This is a genomic window from Lysobacter sp. FW306-1B-D06B, assembly GCF_038446665.1.
In the GTDB taxonomy this organism is placed as follows: Bacteria; Pseudomonadota; Gammaproteobacteria; order Xanthomonadales; family Xanthomonadaceae; genus Lysobacter_J.
On record NZ_CP151802.1, the window covers coordinates 2,833,679 to 2,852,363 of the forward strand.

Annotated in this window: 26 protein-coding genes; 10 read left to right on the plus strand and 16 right to left on the minus strand. The window is 62.6% G+C overall.

Going from position 1 to position 18,685, the window contains the following annotated elements:
* Window positions 1–81 precede the first annotated feature (81 nt).
* From AAFF32_RS12955 to AAFF32_RS12985, 7 genes are all read left to right on the plus strand, one after another.
* Window positions 82–1,680 (plus strand): hypothetical protein, encoded by a 1,599-nt coding sequence (locus tag AAFF32_RS12955; protein ID WP_342315399.1) that lies wholly within the window; start codon window positions 82–84, stop codon window positions 1,678–1,680.
* Window positions 1,677–2,000, plus strand: coding sequence for a DUF2523 family protein (locus tag AAFF32_RS12960; protein WP_342315400.1), 324 nt, complete (start codon window positions 1,677–1,679; stop codon window positions 1,998–2,000). The genes AAFF32_RS12955 and AAFF32_RS12960 overlap by 4 nt, the downstream gene beginning before the upstream one ends.
* The gene (locus tag AAFF32_RS12965; protein WP_342315401.1) at window positions 1,997–3,160 is read left to right on the plus strand and encodes a zonular occludens toxin domain-containing protein; all 1,164 of its coding nucleotides are present in this window, start codon (window positions 1,997–1,999) and stop codon (window positions 3,158–3,160) included. The genes AAFF32_RS12960 and AAFF32_RS12965 overlap by 4 nt, the downstream gene beginning before the upstream one ends.
* 57 nt (window positions 3,161–3,217) lie before the next feature.
* On the plus strand, window positions 3,218–4,267 hold the full coding sequence (locus tag AAFF32_RS12970; protein WP_342315402.1) for a hypothetical protein: 1,050 nt from the start codon (window positions 3,218–3,220) through the stop codon (window positions 4,265–4,267).
* 468 nt (window positions 4,268–4,735) lie between these two features.
* Window positions 4,736–4,993: a DUF3653 domain-containing protein gene (locus tag AAFF32_RS12975; RefSeq protein WP_342315403.1), complete on the plus strand. Its 258-nt coding sequence runs from the start codon at window positions 4,736–4,738 to the stop codon at window positions 4,991–4,993.
* A 241-nt stretch (window positions 4,994–5,234) separates the two neighbouring features.
* Window positions 5,235–6,776 (plus strand): arylsulfatase, encoded by a 1,542-nt coding sequence (locus tag AAFF32_RS12980; protein WP_342315404.1) that lies wholly within the window; start codon window positions 5,235–5,237, stop codon window positions 6,774–6,776.
* Window positions 6,777–7,032: 256 nt separating this feature from the next.
* The gene (locus tag AAFF32_RS12985) at window positions 7,033–7,347 is read left to right on the plus strand and encodes a DUF3653 domain-containing protein (RefSeq protein WP_342315405.1); all 315 of its coding nucleotides are present in this window, start codon (window positions 7,033–7,035) and stop codon (window positions 7,345–7,347) included.
* A gap of 73 nt (window positions 7,348–7,420) precedes the next feature.
* On the opposite strand, the gene AAFF32_RS12990 is transcribed toward AAFF32_RS12985, so the two are convergent.
* Window positions 7,421–7,801 (minus strand): hypothetical protein, encoded by a 381-nt coding sequence (locus AAFF32_RS12990; RefSeq protein ID WP_342315406.1) that lies wholly within the window; start codon window positions 7,799–7,801, stop codon window positions 7,421–7,423.
* Between the two features lie 523 nt (window positions 7,802–8,324).
* Between AAFF32_RS12990 and AAFF32_RS12995 the strand changes: the two genes are divergently transcribed.
* Together AAFF32_RS12995 and AAFF32_RS13000 are read left to right on the plus strand one after the other, a co-directional pair.
* On the plus strand, window positions 8,325–8,504 hold the full coding sequence (locus AAFF32_RS12995) for a hypothetical protein (RefSeq protein ID WP_342315407.1): 180 nt from the start codon (window positions 8,325–8,327) through the stop codon (window positions 8,502–8,504).
* Window positions 8,505–8,728: 224 nt separating this feature from the next.
* Window positions 8,729–9,043, plus strand: coding sequence for a DUF3653 domain-containing protein (locus AAFF32_RS13000; RefSeq protein WP_342315405.1), 315 nt, complete (start codon window positions 8,729–8,731; stop codon window positions 9,041–9,043).
* Window positions 9,044–9,066: 23 nt separating this feature from the next.
* Here the strand turns inward: AAFF32_RS13000 and AAFF32_RS13005 are convergent, their stop codons facing one another.
* The 15 genes from AAFF32_RS13005 to AAFF32_RS13075 form a co-directional block, all read right to left on the minus strand.
* Entirely contained in the window at window positions 9,067–9,483 is a 417-nt protein-coding gene (locus AAFF32_RS13005; protein ID WP_342315408.1) for a hypothetical protein, read from the minus strand.
* Between the two features lie 107 nt (window positions 9,484–9,590).
* A complete protein-coding gene (locus AAFF32_RS13010; RefSeq protein ID WP_342315409.1) occupies window positions 9,591–9,860 on the minus strand; it encodes a hypothetical protein in 270 nt (89 codons plus the stop codon).
* 125 nt (window positions 9,861–9,985) lie between these two features.
* Window positions 9,986–10,393: a GFA family protein gene (locus AAFF32_RS13015; RefSeq protein ID WP_342315410.1), complete on the minus strand. Its 408-nt coding sequence runs from the start codon at window positions 10,391–10,393 to the stop codon at window positions 9,986–9,988.
* 139 nt (window positions 10,394–10,532) lie between these two features.
* Window positions 10,533–10,955, minus strand: coding sequence for a hypothetical protein (locus AAFF32_RS13020; RefSeq protein ID WP_342315411.1), 423 nt, complete (start codon window positions 10,953–10,955; stop codon window positions 10,533–10,535).
* Between the two features lie 165 nt (window positions 10,956–11,120).
* Complete coding sequence (locus AAFF32_RS13025) at window positions 11,121–11,840, minus strand: TonB family protein (protein WP_342315412.1); 720 nt, start codon at window positions 11,838–11,840, stop codon at window positions 11,121–11,123.
* A 231-nt stretch (window positions 11,841–12,071) separates the two neighbouring features.
* The gene (locus tag AAFF32_RS13030; RefSeq protein WP_342315413.1) at window positions 12,072–12,314 is read right to left on the minus strand and encodes a hypothetical protein; all 243 of its coding nucleotides are present in this window, start codon (window positions 12,312–12,314) and stop codon (window positions 12,072–12,074) included.
* A 453-nt stretch (window positions 12,315–12,767) separates the two neighbouring features.
* Window positions 12,768–13,910, minus strand: coding sequence for a zonular occludens toxin domain-containing protein (locus tag AAFF32_RS13035; protein ID WP_342315414.1), 1,143 nt, complete (start codon window positions 13,908–13,910; stop codon window positions 12,768–12,770).
* Window positions 13,911–13,913: 3 nt separating this feature from the next.
* Complete coding sequence (locus AAFF32_RS13040; protein ID WP_342315415.1) at window positions 13,914–14,201, minus strand: DUF2523 family protein; 288 nt, start codon at window positions 14,199–14,201, stop codon at window positions 13,914–13,916.
* Window positions 14,202–14,203: 2 nt separating this feature from the next.
* Window positions 14,204–15,703: a hypothetical protein gene (locus AAFF32_RS13045; protein ID WP_342315416.1), complete on the minus strand. Its 1,500-nt coding sequence runs from the start codon at window positions 15,701–15,703 to the stop codon at window positions 14,204–14,206.
* Between the two features lie 126 nt (window positions 15,704–15,829).
* A complete protein-coding gene (locus AAFF32_RS13050; protein ID WP_342315417.1) occupies window positions 15,830–16,042 on the minus strand; it encodes a hypothetical protein in 213 nt (70 codons plus the stop codon).
* A 22-nt stretch (window positions 16,043–16,064) separates the two neighbouring features.
* The gene (locus AAFF32_RS13055; RefSeq protein WP_342315418.1) at window positions 16,065–16,319 is read right to left on the minus strand and encodes a hypothetical protein; all 255 of its coding nucleotides are present in this window, start codon (window positions 16,317–16,319) and stop codon (window positions 16,065–16,067) included.
* A gap of 21 nt (window positions 16,320–16,340) precedes the next feature.
* Window positions 16,341–16,619 (minus strand): single-stranded DNA-binding protein, encoded by a 279-nt coding sequence (locus tag AAFF32_RS13060; protein ID WP_342315419.1) that lies wholly within the window; start codon window positions 16,617–16,619, stop codon window positions 16,341–16,343.
* A complete protein-coding gene (locus tag AAFF32_RS13065; RefSeq protein WP_342315420.1) occupies window positions 16,616–17,431 on the minus strand; it encodes a replication initiation protein in 816 nt (271 codons plus the stop codon). The genes AAFF32_RS13060 and AAFF32_RS13065 overlap by 4 nt, the downstream gene beginning before the upstream one ends.
* Window positions 17,424–17,837, minus strand: a complete 414-nt coding sequence (locus AAFF32_RS13070) for a hypothetical protein (protein WP_342315421.1) — start codon at window positions 17,835–17,837, stop codon at window positions 17,424–17,426. Before AAFF32_RS13070 ends, AAFF32_RS13065 begins: the two co-directional genes overlap by 8 nt.
* On the minus strand, window positions 17,834–17,956 hold the full coding sequence (locus AAFF32_RS13075) for a hypothetical protein (protein ID WP_342315422.1): 123 nt from the start codon (window positions 17,954–17,956) through the stop codon (window positions 17,834–17,836). Before AAFF32_RS13075 ends, AAFF32_RS13070 begins: the two co-directional genes overlap by 4 nt.
* A 208-nt stretch (window positions 17,957–18,164) precedes the next feature.
* On the opposite strand from AAFF32_RS13075, the gene AAFF32_RS13080 reads away from it, so the two are divergent.
* Complete coding sequence (locus AAFF32_RS13080) at window positions 18,165–18,539, plus strand: hypothetical protein (protein ID WP_342315423.1); 375 nt, start codon at window positions 18,165–18,167, stop codon at window positions 18,537–18,539.
* Window positions 18,540–18,685 lie beyond the last annotated feature (146 nt).

Consider the following 18,685-nt stretch of genomic DNA (forward strand, 5'->3'; position numbering starts at 1 on the left):
TACTTCCAAGGGAGGCAGCATGGGGTATTTCGTCATCGTCGCGCTGCTTGGCGCGTTCTGGCTCGCATACGAGGCCGTCTAATGGACTTCCGTCGCATCCTCGCGAACGCAATCGCGCGCCGCATCGCGTTCGTGCTGGTCGCCGCTGTCCTCGCGTGGTGCGGCATGGGCAAAGCGCAAGCGCAGGCAATGTGCGGCCTGACGCGCTGGCAAGACGCGATCAATGCAACGTATCCGAGTTCCAACTACACGTTTCCGAGCCGCGCGGCGGCACAAGCGGCATGCAACAGCGTGCCGAGTACGATGGCCGAACCGGCTGTGTCGGGTTGGCACTACCCGATCGCGAAACAGGCATGCACGCTTAATGCAGCGAGCAAGAATTTCACACTGAAGGCGGCTCGGACGGGCACGAACTACCATCCGACGTGCAATCAGTCGCACCAGACGTGGAGCCCGTACACCAACTCTGCCACCGGCTGGTACTTCAACGGCGATATTTGCCCGGCCGGGGAGACGTGGAACGCGGACACACAGACCTGTTTCAACTCACAGCGATGCCTGGACAAGTCCGCGCTCGGTAATGGCCTCATCAGTGGCACCGCCACGAGTGCATGCATCGACGGCTGCGCGTTCGCTGCGCCCGATGGCGGCACCACACTCAGCTTCAACGGCAGCAACTTCGTCACCATGTCGAAGGGCTGGCAGCCTACCGGAGCCGCGTGTGCTGCCGGCACGCCAACGCCGAACACCGAAGACCCGCAGGTGTGCAAAGACCTTGGCAACGGCCAGACCGCATGCGTCAAGCAGGACGGACAGGAGTGCTACAAAGGCCCCATCGGTGACCCGATGCAGTTTTGCTGGAAGCCCGGCGAAGTGGGCGACAAGAACGACGGCAAGAACCGGCAGAAGCGCAACGCAGGCGAGACGCCCATTGCGCCGAACCTCAGCCTCCCCAGCGGCGACAACCTGCAACAGAAGGGTCCGCCCATCGTCACCCAGGTGACGAACAACAACACCACCACGACCACCACCACCACCAACTTCCAGACGCAGCACGGCACCGACGCGAACGGCGGGGGAAAGCCCTCCAATGACGGCGAGCCCGACGATGGAAGCGGGGAGGGGGAGGGCGACGGCGAAGAGGGCACCGCGACCGGCGGCGGCGACTGCAAGAGTCCGCCCATCGTGACCGGCGATCAGATCCTTGGCATGGTCGCCAATCAGGCATGGCAGACGCGCTGCGCGGTCGAAGCAGGCAATGGCGTCAAGGTGACCGGTGACGTCGGCAACTGCGCCGAGCCGTTCTCGGTGGAAGGCACGCACGCGAACGCCCAGCAACTTCGCGCCATGCGCGCGCAGATCTGCAAGGGCGACGCGAATGGCGACGGTCAGCCCGACTGGACGAAACCGGACGGCACCGAAGCCGGCGACGGCGGTGGCGATGACGACGAGCCGGGTTTCCTGTCGAGAGTGGTCAACACCGACATGCTCGATACGGGCGGCTTTCTGGGCGGCGGCGGTCAGTGCCCGCAGTTGGGCGAACTGGAATTCGGCCCGTTCGGTTCGTTCTCGCTGGACAGCCAGCCGTACTTTTGCGACCTCATCGCGCTGATGCGCGGCGTGGTCATCCTCGTCGGCGTGTTCCTCGCGCTGCGCATCCTGACCGGAGACGTGCTGTGAGCGCGATTGGCGAAATCATTGCGGGCGTAGCCGGCAAGATCTTCAACGTCTTCAAGGTCGGCGCGGGCATCATCGTCGCGCGCATCCTCGGCGCGTTCGGCCTCAGCCTCGTGTCGCTCAATGCGATCCTGCCCAGCCTGAAGGACTACCTGACGAGCTACGCGAACCTGATACCGCCGAAGGGGCTGGAATTCCTCGGCGCGGTCGGGATGGATGTTTTCATGTCGTGCGTGCTCTCTGCGCTCACGATCCGACTCGCAACGAAGATCTTCATTCTTCCGACCTCCGTTGCTAACCAGCTGCCGGGGGGCGGGCAATGATCTACTGGTACACGGGACAGCCTGGACACGGCAAGACGCTGCACGCGATCGATCACGCCATCGACTTCCGCAACGAAGGCCGGCTGGTCTACGTGTGCAACGTGCGCGGCTTCGAGCACGAGAAGGCGCGCATGCTGCCGATGTCGCCGGAGCAATTCCGGAACTGGATGGACTTCCTGCCTGATGGTGCCGTAGCCGTCGTCGACGAAGCCTACGAGCACGAGATGCTCCCGAAGCGCCCGGCCGGCTCGAAGGTGCCCGCGCACGTGCAGCAGCTGGCGAAGCACCGGCACCGCGGCCTAGATTTCATCTTCGTGTCGCAGTCGCCGGCCAAGCAGGTGGACGAGTTCGTGCATGACCTGATTGAGCGCCATATCCACGTGCGCCGCCGCTTCGGCCTGCCGTTCGCGCACCTGCGGGTGTTCGACCGTTTCGAGCGCAACCCGGAGAAGGGCCACCCGCTGCACCTGAAACGCGTCAAGCTGCCCAAGCGCCCGATGGGCCTATACGAGTCCACGGTGATGGACACCACGGACCGCAAGATTCCGTGGTATTACCCGGCCGCGTTCGTCCTGCTCGCCGCCGTCGTGGCCGGTGGCGTTTACGCGATGTCCGACGTAAAGGACAAGCTCAGCGGTGAATCGCACGCCGTGGTAGCAGCACCGAAGGCGAAGGCGAAGGAGGACGGAGCGGGAGCGACGGCCGACGCCGCCGTAGCCGCATCCCCACGCGCTCTACGAGACACCGATTACGTCGCGTGGCTCACTCCGAGGATCGGCGGGCAGCCTTGGACTGCGCCCGCGTACGACGCACTCGAAATCCCGCGCAACAACCCGCCGCGCGTGTTCTGCATGGCCTCCGGCCACGACGGGCACGCGGGCTGTAGTTGCCTGACGGAGCAGGGCACGCGTTACGTCATTGAGCAGAACCGGTGCCGCCTGATCGCCACCGACGGCCAGTACGAGCCCTTCATCGACACCAACCGGGGCAACCTGCAGCGCATGGACGAGGTCAGTCAACGGGCCCGCCTGGACACGCCGCACGGGGGTGTAGGGGGCCCGCCCCCTACGGATACGCCTCTCTCCGGTGCAACGATGAGTGCGCCCCAAGTGAGCGGTTATGGCGACATCGGAGCCGTACGCGCCGAGCCTGCATCCTGATGACGCTCTTTGCCCTTTGATATTCTTTCGGCCTCGTAGGGACATGAATGAGCCGCTATGAAGGCACAACTGCTTATCAGATTGTCAAAGCCTGTAGTCGTTCCAACCGGTGCCCAATTCGTGGTGCCTACCATGAGCACTGGGGGCTACACGTTCACCGTCTTTCCGCCGGTGCGCACTGAGATCGCCCCAACGCTGCCGTTTCCGCATGTTGCGCTTGACGGCAAGCCGGCCTTTTATGCAGATGGGTTGCGATTGGAAGTGCATCGCGATTCGTTTGATCGACGAGTTGACGTTTGGGATCCGCCCCTAGAGATTCTTAAGGAGGTGGTCACGGAACTCGTCGAGCGACTACGCTTCGCCACTAAGAGCTTCAGCATTAGCCCGGTAAGGTTTCCCGAGTGCGACTGGCATCTCAGCTATCGGAACGATGATGGCACCGACGTTGAGGAGAGTGCCGGGCTCGTCAAGGGAAGAGGTGTCGAAATACATGAGTTCGGATATGCCGTAGTCGATGGCGAGGCTTGGAGGGTTGCATTTGCCCTGCCAAATGACTTCCAGCCGCCCAGCTGGCACACCTTGCTTCTCGATGCGATTGGGGCATTGCCACACATTGGATCAGCTGTAGTTCTCGCAGCTGTCGGCCTTGAAACTTTCATTACCGAGACGCTTAACGCGCTGGCAAAGAGACAAGCGGTAAATCCGGAACTGTGGGATTGGATCTCGGAACCGGCTAAGCCAAAGGCGAGTGTTGAGCATCGCTACACCACGCTGCTGAAGGCCTTTGTGGGCCACTCGCTTTCCGAAGATGCGCAGGCGTGGGCCTCGTTTATGGACTTGAAGAACGCGCGCAATACCTTTGGTCACAGGGGAGTTGCGTCGGTGAAAGGGAAAGCGATCAGTCAAGCAGAGGCCGCGACACTAGTCACGGGTGCCTTCACCGTGGTGGCCCGGGTGCGTGAGTGGTTGCCTGAAGAGTTGCGCTGGCCTGAAATCAAACCTCCTCAGCACGGGCTGCTGATGGCAAGAGAGGTAATCAGCGAATCAGATCTAGCCCACATGGCTACCGAACCGCCCGGGATCCACGCGATAAGGGCGGACGACTGAATAACCGGCCTTCGCGGTACATGAGCCGATCTAGTGTGCCAGGTGCGATCCAGTCGCCATGAGGTGATACCAAACGGGCGCCGGCCAACCGCCATCCAGCCCATGGCCCATAGAGCGGCGTCGAGTTGTAGGCAATCCGTTGATGCATCTGCGCCGCGCAGAGGTTTGGGCATTCTTTGCCCGCCGCCCAGCAAGGCGGCCGAAGATCCGTAGTCATGGGGTCCACCTGAAACAGCACAGGGACCGTATCGGCCCCTGTGTGCGTTGCTGGATCAGATTAGGCCGCGAGTGCGGGTCGGAAAGGGCCTACAGGGCGTGCCCAACGGCGGAGCAGCCCCATAAGCCACTTCGCATAATGCATATTATGTCACTTCGCCACCGGGGCTGGCTGGGGCGAGCTTTTCGTGTTGCGGCACGCCCCTTGCCTCTCGACCCAGAGGAACGGCTTCAGGCACAGGGGGTGCACGCATGAACTTCGACTTTGAGGACGAATGGTACGGATGGCGGCTGCGAGGCCGCCATCTCGTTTCTGAGGACGGCCAACGCATGACGGTCGAACGCCTGCGCGGTTTGATGTGGCGCGACAAGATGGAGCTGCGCCTTAAGGGGTACGCAAGCCGGCGCGCTGCCGAGGAAGCCCGGCAATCAGCCTCACGTCGGCAGCTGGTCAAAGTTGTCGTAGTCCAGCTTGCGGACGTGCGTCATCGAGGCGTCGCAGCATCTTGATCGCCGAATGTCCGCTATCGGCCAGAAGCGGACGTCGCCGCTCCGGCGATCAACCGCCAGCCGGGCTTCCGCAGCGTCCACACATGACCATTCATCGGCCGGAAGCCGGCACCTGTTCAACTTCACCACGCTTTAAATGCCCCGCCTTCATTCTTCGGTGGCTAAGGCCGACCCATCCGGATGTGTCGTGACCGAAACACAGGGCGACCTGGCACCTGTCTTCGACAATAAGGGAAGGATCATGGCAACCAAGAAGCCGAACATTGTGATCATCTGGGGCGACGACATCGGCCAGACCAATATCAGTGCCTACTCCGATGGCCTGATGGGCTACAGCACGCCCAACATCGACAGGGTCGCCAGCGAAGGTATCCGGTTCACCGACTATTACGCCGAGCAGAGCTGCACGGCCGGGCGCTCCTCGTTCATCACCGGGCAGTGCGGCTTCCGCACCGGTAACACCAAGGTCGGCATGCCAGGGGCTGCGCAGGGCCTGCAGCACCGCGACGTAACCATCGCCACGTTGCTCAAGGCCCAAGGCTACGCCACCGGTCAGTTCGGCAAGAACCACCTGGGCGACCGCAACGAGCACCTGCCGACCGTGCATGGCTTCGACGAGTTCTACGGCGCGCTCTATCACCTGAACGCCTCCGAGGAACCCGAACTGCCGGACTATCCGCCGGCAAAGGATTTCCCGAAGTTTTTGGAGAACTACGGGCCGCGCAACGTGCTGGATTGCAAGGCCACGGACAAGGACGACCTGACGGTGGATCCGCGCTTCGGCAAAGTCGGCAAGCAGACGATCAAGGACGCCGGCCCGCTGACAAAGAAGCGGATGGAAACCTGCGACGACGAGTTCGCGGAGCGTGCCGTGGACTTTCTGAAACGCCAGCACAAGGCCGGCAAGCCGGTCTTCCTGTGGGTGAACTTCACCCATATGCACCTGCGCACGCACACCAAGCCCGAGAGCATCGGGCAGTCCGGCCGTTGGCAGAGCCCGTACCACGACGCGATGATCGACCACGACAAGAACGTCGGCACCGTGCTTAAGGCGCTGGACGACTTGGGCATGGCGGACGACACCATCGTCATGTATTCCACCGACAACGGCCCGCACATGAACACCTGGCCGGACGGTGCGATGACGCCGTTCCGCAACGAGAAGAACTCAAACTGGGAAGGCGCTTTCCGCGTCCCCTGCATGGTCCGGTGGCCTGGCCACATCAAGCCCGGAACGATCTGCAACGAGATCGTGGCGCACCTGGACTGGTCGCCGACGCTGCTGGCGGCGGCTGGCGTTCCGGACATGAAGGAGCAGTTGCTCAAGGGCATGAAGGTCGGCGATGAAACCTTCAAGGTGCACCTGGACGGCTACAACTTGCTCCCGCTGCTGACCGGCAAGACCAAGGAGAGCCCGCGCAAGGAGTTCTTCTACTTCAACGACGACTCCGAGCTGGTTGGTCTGCGCTACGACAACTGGAAGTTTGTCTTCGCGGAACAGCGCGCCAGGGGCACATTGCAGGTCTGGTGTGAGCCGTTCACGACGCTGCGGTTCCCGAAGCTGTTCAACCTGCGGACCGATCCGTTCGAGCGGGCGGATGTCACCTCGAACACGTACTTCGACTGGTGGTTCGACCACGCCTTCATCTGCGTTCCTGCCCAGCACATCGTCGGCGAGTTCCTCGAGACCTTCAAGGAGTTCCCGCCTAGCCAGGAGGCCGGCAGCTTCAGCTTGGACCTGGTGATGAAGAAGCTTGCGGAGGGTGCGGCTGGGAGCAACTGACGGCCCGGCTCGACAGTGCGTGGGGACCGGCAGTCCACGGCGGGCTGCCGGTATCGACGCCAGCCTCCGAGCACCACACAAACTGGCCTCTAAGATGTTCCAGCGTCCGCTATGGGTCGAAAGCGGACATTAACATCGGTCCGCCCTCCCCTGAACCGGCCCGGCCGGTATGCATTATGCGAAATAGGATCAGGGCTGCCTTGCGCTGGCTCTCGGCCGCTGTAGGCCCTTTCCGACCCGCTTTGGCGGTCTGACCGTGCACCGGCCGCCTTGCTGGATCGAAGGTCAGCCCTGTCCCAACGAATGCGCTGCTGCTGACTACCAGCGGCGCGTTCTCAATCAACTGGAACTCACCGGGCCATGGCAAGGATGGCGACTGGCTGGCCGTGACCTGGTGAGCCCGGACGGCCAACGCATCAGCCCTGAACGATTGCGCGGGCTGATCTTTCGGCAGTCGATGGACGAACGTCGCGAACGCGCCCGGGCGCGACGGCAGCCGAAGAACCAGCTCGTCCGCGTCGTGCTCGTGGATTTGGCGCAGTACAGGCTCAACGGCAGCGACGCCGCCTAACGTCCGCTATCGGCCAGGAGCGGTCCTTGGACCGACTAACCAGGGACCGTGAAGCGGCCTCGGTGACGAGGCGTCAGCCATTCTGTTCCACGGCGCATAGGCCATCCGACCGACTGAACTGCCACGCCTCTGGGCCATACCCGGCTTCGGCAGAAGTTGATATCGACACCACGGCTCCACTCGCAAAGTGCAACAAAAGATCAGTGCAGCCCGCTTCCGCCCTCGCCCGTTGGCCGATAAGCGATACGACGGCATCACAGAAACCCGGCCGATTTTGGTAAAGCACCGCATCGCCCTTGGAATAGGTGACTTGGTTGTAGAGCGTGAACCCACAGTCCTGGAACACGAGCTGTAAGTAGTCGTGAACGAACACCACTTGGGACAAGGGATCTATAGGCTGAATATCGGGTTTCATCGCCTTCGCGAACGTCCGCTTTGGGTCGAAGGCGGACATTAGCACCCGCTCCTCGCCTCCGCTCTGCCTCAATGTCCGCTATCGGCCAGGAGCGGACATTTCGCCTCGGCTATCCCGGGCAAGCGCCGAGGGCTGTGCCTCTGCCAGCGCAGGATCATTCGCCGCTCGAACGGATTCAACAAGTGTTCCGAAGATCCAGCGGCGCCCTGTTACGACGACGTCGCCTGGACACGGGGGCGCGAGATGCTCGGGCCACGGAAAGCGCAATGGTTCGCTCGAATCTGTAACGATCATCACCCGCCTCCGGTAAGACTTTCCCCATTGGTCAGCGCTGACGCACCGTGCCTCGACAACGAGTTCGGTGGATGCCAACCACTTCGTTGGAATCGCTAACCACCGCTCCATGCACCACGTCACGGCACCAAAGAACACCAGAGCCATGGCCATCAGCTTTACGACCGCCCATATGCGCGGTGCACCGCTCAGCCCGCCGTAGACCAACTGCCATCGGGTGCCTTTCCAAGCAGGTCTCCGATAGATGAAGCAAAAGTAGAAGTAGCTGATGACCATGAACGAGAACAACATGTATCTCATCACTACTACTGCGACGTTCGATGGTGCGTACGGTGTCAGCATTGAGCAAAGCGAAACCGTAAAGAACAACGCAAACGATGTGACCGTAATGGCACCCATCCTTCCCATCGAAATCATCACCCCTCCTTGGCGTACGACGCAGGCCTAGTTCGCATGGAACGTCCGACTTCCCCTAAGCGCCCCAGCCCGTGAGGGGACTACAGCGGACGCATGGCCTCAATGACCGCTTTGGGTCGAAAGCGGACATTAACATCCGTCCGCCCTCCCCTGAACCGGCCCGGCCGGTATGCATTATGCGAAGTGGCTTATGGGGCTGCTCCGCCGTTGGGCACGCCCTGTAGGCCCTTTCCGACCCGCTTTGGCGGTCTGACCGTGCACCGGCCGCCTTGCTGGATCGAAGGTCAGCCCTGTCCCAACGAATGCGCTGCTGCTGACTACCAGCGGCGCGTTCTCAATCAACTGGAACTCACCGGGCCATGGCAAGGATGGCGACTGGCTGGCCGTGACCTGGTGAGCCCGGACGGCCAACGCATCAGCCCTGAACGATTGCGCGGGCTGATCTTTCGGCAGTCGATGGACGAACGTCGCGAACGCGCCCGGGCGCGACGGCAGCCGAAGAACCAGCTCGTCCGCGTCGTGCTCGTGGATTTGGCGCAGTACAGACTCAACGGCAGCGACGCCGCCTAACGTCCGCTATCGGCCAGAAGCGGTCATTCGCTCCTTACCCGGATTTCACCGAGCATTCCCGAACTTGAGGCGGCACGCGTGAATACACCCGAGGCGTACGCGGGGGCTTCGACCCGATGGCGGCCACGAATCAGTTCGAGTTGACGCCCTTCGGCCCGTACTCGAACTGCGGTCGTCGTCGCTTGCAACGCCCGGGCGTCGCGTGAGGGATAAAAGAAAATCGCTTCACCATTGTTTCCTGGGACGACCTCGACGAATCCGAGCACGGACACCGTCTTCCCCTCGTACGATTCCGGCGACGCGAGGATGTTCAGTAGCGCCGTCGTGCAGCTGCCATCGTCAATATGACCAGGAGCCATGCACACGGGCTCAGGGGTTTTCGCGCAGCCCCCGCATGCGAAGGCGATGCCCAGCAACAGAAGCGATATCGACTTCGGCACGTCCCCACCTGATGTCCGCTTTGGGTCGAAACGGACATTAGCATCGCAGCAGCGGGCTCGTCCGGCCGAAGGTCCGCTATCGGCCAAGAGCGGACACCCCTTCAGGGCTAGCGTATCCGCTTCGTCGACGCCAAAAGCCGGGCGACGACAGAGACGCCGATACGTTCGAAGTCCTCCGAGCTCAACGCCATGCCTTCAATGAGGGCGTTATCGAAGTCAGGCGTGAAGGTGTAGAAGCTGCCGTATGACCAGTTGATCGGATTCGCATGGCGATCGGCGATCACGTCATCGAAGAACAGGCGACTCGTACCGTCCCCCATGTCGCGAAGGCAGATGACGAGCCCGTTGGCGTCCCTGACCTTGTCGTCGTAGTCCATTCTCGCCCCTAGTAGCGCTTCGTTTACCGGCCCTGGGGACAATGTCCCTAAGGGTCGAAAGCGGACGCTATCACCAGTTTGGTCGCCTCGCACGGACCTATGACCGCCACTGGCCAGAAACACACTCACTCGTCGTCCGGCATCCGCTGATGTTCTGCCAGGGGCAGTGCCAGAGCAGCCCACGGCGGACGCTGGCTGACGAATAAGGCTGCGTCTGGCAGGAATGTCGCAGAATCGTCGAGGCTGCCCGCGTAGATGGTGACCAGCTCGGGAGCCGACTCTGGAGTGCCGAACAGCAGACTTCCGCAATCTATGCAGATATTGCGAACGGCGGCATGGCCGCTGCCGCCTTTGGTTCGAACCTGTTTGATCGGCCCGACACTCGCAAACGATACCCGCGGTACGCCGAGCACGGGGACGCCACCGCTTCCGGACGCACGCTGGCAGTCCCGGCAGTGGCACACGATGGAGAACAAGCCCGGGCCTGGCGACTCGTATCGAACCGCACCGCAGAGACAGCGACCTGTGATCACTCTCGCCCCCTACATGGTCTAACTCCACGTCCAAGGTTGCCCCGAGCACTCGGCGCCGCGGCCCCTTCGTTGTACCGCTCGCAATGCTACCGAAGCTCTTGTCCGCTAACGGCCAGTAGCGGACGTTGGACACCATGGCCTAGTCGCACCGCTCGGCGTTGTTGATCTGGTCGATGAGTTCGGACCGGCTATGCACCGGCGAAGCAGGCAAATGAACGGTCGGTGGGTTCCGTGTGAACCGCATCAGGAGCGGCAGCATCCTCGCCCCCCGCGCCAGGATCTCGCACTCTGGTTCCGTTGATTCGCCAAGATAGTGTCCAGCCAGAGCAGCCAGCGCCTCGTCGCCTGCCGCAGAGATGTCTTTCACCAGCAACTCCAGAGCACGATTCGCCTGCACGTTGGCGCGTTTCCCACTCGCGCCCTCGCTAAGGGCATTCAAGGCGTCGCTGAAACGCGTGACGTGGCGCTGTGCGTCGACGCTGAGGGCGCCTGGCGAAGCGGCTGCGACAATGCCGACAGCAAACAGCGCCACAATCCCCACGACGCATGCGGCGAATCTCATCTTCCCCTCTCCCCTGATCGGGCCATTGGCGGTCCTCGCTGCCCGCCGCACCGGATGTCCGCTTTGGGTCGGAAGCGGACCTTCGCATTGCTGCGGCGCGCTCATTGGCCGAATGTCCTCTATCGGCCAGAAGCAGACGCTCTGGTTGCCCAGACTGGTGACCGGCTACCGCGCCTTGGCATTGGGCAAACCCTCGAGCAACTTCGTCGTAGCTTGGTTGCAGTTGGCAGCGGTATCGCTGCAGAGCACCGACAGCTGCACCACCGGCTCGCCATCCTTCATCACGGGTCGGTAGTGCGCGGCCAAATTAGGTTCGCGGTCCTTGAAGATGACCAGCCAGAATTCCCTGGCTTCCGGAGTGCCGGTCTGGATGAAGCGGCTGCGTACCCCCGGATAAGGTGGTTTCCAAGAGTTCGCCGGATCGAAAGGAAACGCTGCGTCTACTGCGGCCGCATCAGCGAATTCAGCGTCCGACGGCTGCAACTCGTAACGAGGGCGTGCATGTGACTTCGGCCAGTCGATTTCCCGGTATTCGTATCGCTGGGGGTTCATGTTGAATGAAACGGTGTAATCCGTTTCCCCCGCCTGGGGCTTTGTCGTGAGGCTAGGTACGACACTGGCACCTTTCACCGAAGCGAGTGCGGCCTTGTTGAAAGTAGGACGGTCTGGCGTTTTCACCTTCGCATCGAGTACGCGCCCGCAATCATCAATGATCAACGTCAGCACCACGGTACCGTTGATCCCCTTGATCGCGAGGTCCGGCGGATATGCCGGCGCGCGGATGGGTGGCGCCGGGACGCATGAAGTAGCGGACTTCGTGTCGGCTGCGAACGCGGCAAACGGGATTAGCGAAACAGCGAACAGAATTGTGTTGCGACTATCCATGAAGACTCCCCATGAACGCTGCCCTATCCGGCCGTCCTGCGCCGGATCCCCGCACCATCGTAATCCCATCCGACCTGGCTAGTCAGGTGGGTTCGAAAGCGAGCGGTTTAGGGAGGCAGGCCATGAGACAACGTCCGCTCTGGGTCGAAAGCGGAAATTAGCAGCAGTCCGACCGCCCCGCCCGGCCTCAATGTCCGCTATCGGCCAGAATGCCAACACGGTGCAGTCGAATCAGGTCGTTGGCGTCCAGTTGGCGCAATACGCATCGCCCGCGGCAAGCAACTTCCGCTGTATGGCCCACAGGACGGCATCGAGCCCCTCAGGTCCAGATCGGATCATCTCCAGCTCTTCGGCCGAGACCTCGTCCTCGCGCCAAATGATCTGGTGCGAGCCCGCGTCATAGTGAATGAAGTAACGGCCATCACGCTCGACCACTACAGTGCCGTCCGCCGACCTATGCACAACGACTTCCATCCTGCCCCCTGTTCAACCCGACGTCCGCTTCGGGTCGAAAGCGGACATTAACATCGGTCCGCCCTCCCCTGAACCGGCCCGGCCGGTATGCATTATGCGAAGTTCCGGAGGTGGCTTGCCCGCATGGCTCGCGGCTTGCACCGTGCCCTGTCCGCTGTGACAGGAGGTCTCGGACGTGACTTTGCTTCGCCCGCCGTGCTGGCCTGACGGCAAGCCATGCCCCAATAACTGCGCCGATCAGCATTACCGGCGCGTGGTCCACAACCAGCAAGATCTACACGCAGATTGGAATGGCTGGAAGTTTCGAGGGCGACATCTGGTGTCGCCACACGGCGAGAAGATCTCAGCCGAACTATTGGACCGATGGCTCTGGCGACACCAACGGATGTTCGCACGGTAAACAGGAAGGCCCGGTGAGAACCGGGCCTTTTTCGTGCGCATCGCGACAAGCGGTTATCGAGGGGCGGACTCGATGCGTCGGGCTCCGATATCGCCGTAACCGGTCACCTGTGTCGAGCTGAGGATTGCACCTGTAGGAGCGGCGTCTATCGCCGCCATAGCCGTAGGGGGTGAACCCCCTACACCCCCACTCGGCGGCTGCTGTGCGACAGCCTGTTGCGTCCTGTACGGGTTGTAGACCGGACCGAAGCGGGCGATTCGGCGGCACTCCGGCTGCGACATCTCGTATAGCGTGCCCTGCTCTGTCAAGCACGTGCAGCTGGCTTCGCGTTCGCGGCCGTCCACGTCTCGTCCTGGCATCGACGACATGCATATAAGCTGCGGATCGGAGACGACCTGTCGCTGATCGAACACACGCGCAGTCCACGGCATCGTCGCGAATCGAGGTAGATGATCGGTCGCGTAGTCGGTTCGCGTTTCCCATCGCGGCCCTTCATTCGCGGGTCCCGCACCTCGGTGCGACACGCCCCGAGGCGCGAACCCCGCAGTCTCCGCAATCGGTGTCTCCGCTGCGGTATACGCGTCGATCTTCGATTTCCAGCGGTGCGAGAAGTACCAGAGCACTGCGACGAGTACGACCGCCGAGAGCGCCAGCAGCTTGGCCCACATCGGAATGTGCATTTTCGCGGTGTCGAGCACCGTGCTCGTGTAGTACTGGAACACGTGCGCCGGGCGCACCCAATTCGCCGCGTCCGCGCATTGCGCCTTGACGTTCGTCTGATACTGCGACCAGCGCAGCAGCTTGGTGACCTTGCCCAGCTTTTTGCGCACGTGCACGTGCTCTTCGTACAGGCCGCGCAGGAACGGGTCCAACTGCAACCCTTGCTGCGCGATCAGGATGAAATCGAAACCGCGATGACGATGGCGCGCCATCGCTTCGACGTGATCCGGCACCTTCGCGCCCGGGTTGCGATTCGGAAACGTCGTGTAGCACTCGTCGAGAATCAGCACCGAGCCGTCAGGAAGGTCCTGCCACTTCGTCGGGTCTTCGATGCGCTGGAAACCGATCTTGTCGTAGTCAAGGTCCTTGATGCCGTGCGCGTAGACGACGCGGCCCTCGGCCTTGAGCTTCAACGCGCAGTCGATGGCGTACGCGGTCTTTCCGTGGCCGGGTTGGCCGGTGACGAGCTTGAGCACGGGTCAGGTCTCCAACTTCTTCAGAATAGTTTTCTGCGCCATGCGCGCAGCCAGAGCCGAGAAAATCATCGTGGCGCACACGTCCAGACCGATCGCGCCGAAGTACGCGCGCAACACGGCCGGGAGCATGTTCACTTGCGACTGAAGCATGCCGAGCAGCGCCGGCATCGCGAGCTTGTGCGTCACGAAGCCGATACCGAATGCGAGCAGCACGCGGCCGACGATGCCGGGCAGGTACATACGCGCGGCGTTGATGAGCGCGGCAACGAGCGCGCCGATAATCATGGGCATGGTCAGCTCCCCTTATAGCCGGCAAGGATGTACAGCGACGGCAGCACGCCGAACAGCAGCACGGTGATCGCGTAAATCCAGCTGATGAAGTTGCAGAAGAACGGCGGCGGCGTGGCGAGTTCGCCGAGGAACGAACCGGCGAGCGTGCTACCACCGGACGCAATGCCGAAACCGGGACAGCTACCACCGCCACCGACGAAGCCGCTTTGATCGAGGTCCGCGCCGTCGATGGTCTCGACGCTGTGCACGTCGGTATCGCCGTCGCTGCTGCCCTGCCCCGCGTCTTGCGTCATGCCGCTGGGCTTCGTCCATTCCGGTTGCTGACCGTCGCCACCACCGCCCACGGTCTTGAGCCCTTCAACCGCACACGCGGTGCGCCACTGCTGCACCAGCTGGGCCATTTCGAAACCGGTGCACTTCTCGCCTTGGCATTGCGGCGGGTTGTTGCAGCCGCCGCCCGTGAGGTTCACGTTCTGGCGCGTGTTGCACTCGATGCGCCACTGGATACGCGCCTGCCCGCACATGATCGGGTCGCCGGCACAGCGCGGCGGTGATTTGCAGTCGTCACCACCGGAAAACTCGTTCTTCTCGGAATCGTTGTCCGGGTCGTCGTCTTCGTCGTCGGGCTTTCCGTCGTTGTTCTCGTCCTTGCCGCAGGTGCCGTCGTTCTTCTTGGCCTCCCCTGCTTTGCACGTCGTCTTGTCGTCGACGCAGGAGCCATCCGGGCCCTTCGTTGCCCCTGCGGGGCACTCGGGATCGGCACGCTTACACAGGCCGTTCTCGTCGGTCTTCATGCCGGCCGGGCACTCTTCCGGCTTGTTGCACACGCCTTCCTGACCGTCCTGACCGGGCTTGCAGTCGTCGGGCTCGGTGGGCGCGCACACGTTCAACGTCGGATGCCAGTAATAGCCGTTCATCTCGCTGCACACGTTCGGCTCATTCTCGGTCGTGCACGTCTGGCCGGTGGCCGACGCCGTGCTGGTTCCGTCACCGTTGGAGCTGTAGAAGACGCGACAGCCAGCGTGGCATCGCAGCGAGCCGTTGGGTGGCGTGAATGTGCCGGTGATGGGCTGCTTTACGGAGCAGTCTTCGGTGCAGCTCTGCGAGGCTGCATTCCACGTCTGACCGGTCGCGCAGATCGGTCCGTTGAAGTACCAGCCGGTGGCGGTGGCGGTGCCTGGGCTCCACGACTGATGACCCTGATTACACGTAGGGTGGTAATTCGTTCCTGTCCGGTTGCCCTTGATGGTGAAATTCTTAGCCGCGACGTTGAGCGTGCAACTTTCCTTGGTGATCTCGTAGAACCACCCGGAGACATCGGGATAGGCGGTCTTACTGGCGACGCTGTTGCATGCCGCCTGAGCGGCCTCGCGCGTGGCGAACGTCGTGGTGACGCCAGAGGCGTTGATCGCATCATTCCACCTTGTGAGGCCGCACATCTGCTGCGCGTTCGCGCCGAAGGTCGCGAGCAGCAGGAAAAACATGATGGCGATGCGCTTCATGGTCAGCTGTCCAGCGCGAGCCAGAGCGCGCCAAGGACGCCGATCAAGAAGTAATAGCCGATGTATTCCATGCATTCCCCCCTTGAAACAGCGAAGGGCGGGAATCCCCGCCCTCCCCTGCGCCGATCAGTTCGCGGCCGACTTGGCGCGGCGGATCAGCACGATGACGCCCGACACCACGAGCAGCGCGGCACCGATGAGCATCAGCTCAGCCTTGGCGTCGGTGACTTCGCCCGTGAACGACGTGGCCAGCTCGCCCGCCGAAGCGGCACCAGCGACCAGCATGGCGGAGGTGGCGGCGGTGGCCTTGGCGACCTTGGAACGGATCTTCTTGAACATGGTGGATCTCCTGACTATGGGTTTAGGTTGAGGTGACGCGACGAGCCGCGCGGATCTTGAAACCGATGGCCCAGAGCATCCCGATACACGCGGCGATGACTGAGGCGTCGGCCATCGACATTGGCGGCAGCAATGTCGAATGAGGGCCGTAGAAGGGCGCAACGCACTGGCCTGTTGCGGCGTCGAAGTCCGATGCTTTGCAGTACAGGGTCAGCAGTTGCGCTTCTTCCACGGTGTTCTCTCCCGCGAGACGCCCGCCGCAAGCGACGAACGTCACGCGATGTACCTGGGCGATTGATTACGCGGCGCGGGCCGGCTTGGCAGCGCCACCAACGGGCAGCAACTTCACGCCCTTGAGACGCAGGTTGCCGCGTTCGTCGAGCTGGTAGCTCTGCGGATCGATGGTGTATTCACCGGGCGCGTACTCATGACCGAGTTCGACGTGCACGCCGAAGGGCAGCGGGAAGTCACCGCCGTTGAAAATGGCGGCGTTCTGCCAGCCGTAGCGCTTGCCCTTGAACTCGCTCGGGCGGGTGGTGGTGGTGGACTGGATGACAACGCGGACGTGCATGCTCATGGGATGACCTCGCAAAGGATCAGTGCCCCGCCAAGGAAGATGACGAGAAACGGGCTGGCGAGGAATTCGCCCGTCTCGCGGTTGACGTAGCCGCCTTTGATGCGGCCCACGTCGCAGATTTGGTCCCATTGCTGGCGCAGCCAGCCGGGCAATTTCCACCAGCGCAGTTCGATGCGCGCGCCGTCAGACAGGCCGCCGAACCCGGACAGGCGTGCACCACGCGGCAGCGTGCGCAGGTCGTAGTCGTCGCCCTTGCTCGCATACTTCGCGAGATAGCCGACGGCTTTACGTGCCCACTCGATGCGCGTCATGCCGTACTTCCACCAACCCTGCTTGTCTGGCTTCGGGAGCGTGCGACCTTTTGGCAGCCACACGAGCACGTGATAGTGCGGGCGGCCGCGCTGCGTCAGTTCGAGAACCCACGTGTAACGCGCTGCGAAGCCTGCGCGCGTGGCGTACTGGCGAAGGCACTTCAACAGCTCGGTGACTTGCTTGGCGACCCAGCGCTCGTCGTCGCGGTACGTCAGCGTGAGCATGGCCCACTTGCCACGGAAGCCACCGCGTTGCGCTTCCTCGACGTGCAGGCGCGCAGACGTGATGACGTTCTGTTTCATCTTGCCCAAGCGCTTCCGCTTCTGTTCCTCGGCAGTGATGACCTTCGACGGCTTCACCGCTGCACGGGCGACGCTCCGCTCACGCTTCGCGATATTCGAAAGCGCTTGGCTACGAGCGAGGCTCGTGTCACTTGTTCCTATATGGACAAGCCCAGCGGCTGCGCCGCTCGGAAGAGCAAAACCGCTGCCGTCAGCCATTGCAGCTGACCTCGGGAGTGCCAAGTGCCGAATCCCGAGCCAGCGTAAGGGAATCGGAGGGGAGCGTAACGGCCGTCGCTCGCAGACCGGCTGACCAGCCTAGTGCTTGCGCACCCACTTGACCGGGCGAGCTTACCAGTGGGTGCCTTGAGCGCATACACGCGGTGACGCCATGTGGCCACCAGCCCGCCTTGTCAGCGTGGGGCATACGCACGCCCGCAGGGAGCTGCACGTAGACGTGGAAGAAATACACACCGTGGCGGCTCAATTCCATTCCGGCCGTGTGCGCCTTGGCTTCGATGCCCTGCTCTTCCGCCCAACGGTGAAGGTGTGCGGCGAACACATGGATGTCTTCGCGCGTGGGCGCCGCGTCGCGGCGGTACGTCAACGTAAGCAGCGAGATCATGCTTCGATCTCCATGCGGCAGCGGCGGAGGAACTCACGCTCGCGTGCACGCTGGGTGCGCTGCTGTTCGATGAGGTGTTGCAGTTCCGGCAGCACGAACAGCGTGCCCACTGCGATCATCAGTGCGGCCGAAACCGCGAGTTGAATTCCCTGCCCTTCCATGCCCTGCCCCCTTTGGCTCGGCGTTTGCCGGGACTGCGGCGGCGGGTTGCTAGGGGGCGTCCCCCTCCGCCGGGGGCGGTCCCGGCTGGGTGCCCCATGCTCCCCCACGGGGGAACACGGGCGATGTAACCTCAGCGGTGAACATCCTGTCAACCGGAGGGTTACCATGACCGTCGCCGCTCAGCTACTTGACAAAGCGAAGGAACGTCGCTCCATCCCGACAGATATGGCTTTGGCGGCTCGTGTCGGCCGTTCGCGTCAGGCGGTAGCCCAGTGGCGTAGCGGCGCTAAGCACCCCGAAGACGACATGATTTGCGAGCTTGCGCGGCTCGCCGAAGTCGATCCGGCGCCGTACCTGGTGGCTGCTGCTGCTGAGCGCTCGCATGGTGTAGCAGCGAAGACGTGGGCCGCGTTGGCGCGCCAACTCGGGGCGGCAGCGGCTATCGCGTGCGTAGCGATGTTTTACGCCCCTATCGCCCCTGCTTCAGTGCCGGAACCGGCGAAGCTGAATATCTGTAGCGATATGCATTATGCGAAGTGATGTGACCGTTGGGGTCGCCGCCGTTTGCGCTGCGGCCTGCCTGCTGCACACGGCTCTTTCCCGCCTCTCTCGCTCGCGTAAGCGCGCAAAGCGCGTGTCCTGCGTAGAATATTGCGTCATGCCTAGGTAGAAGCTCAGCGTTCTTG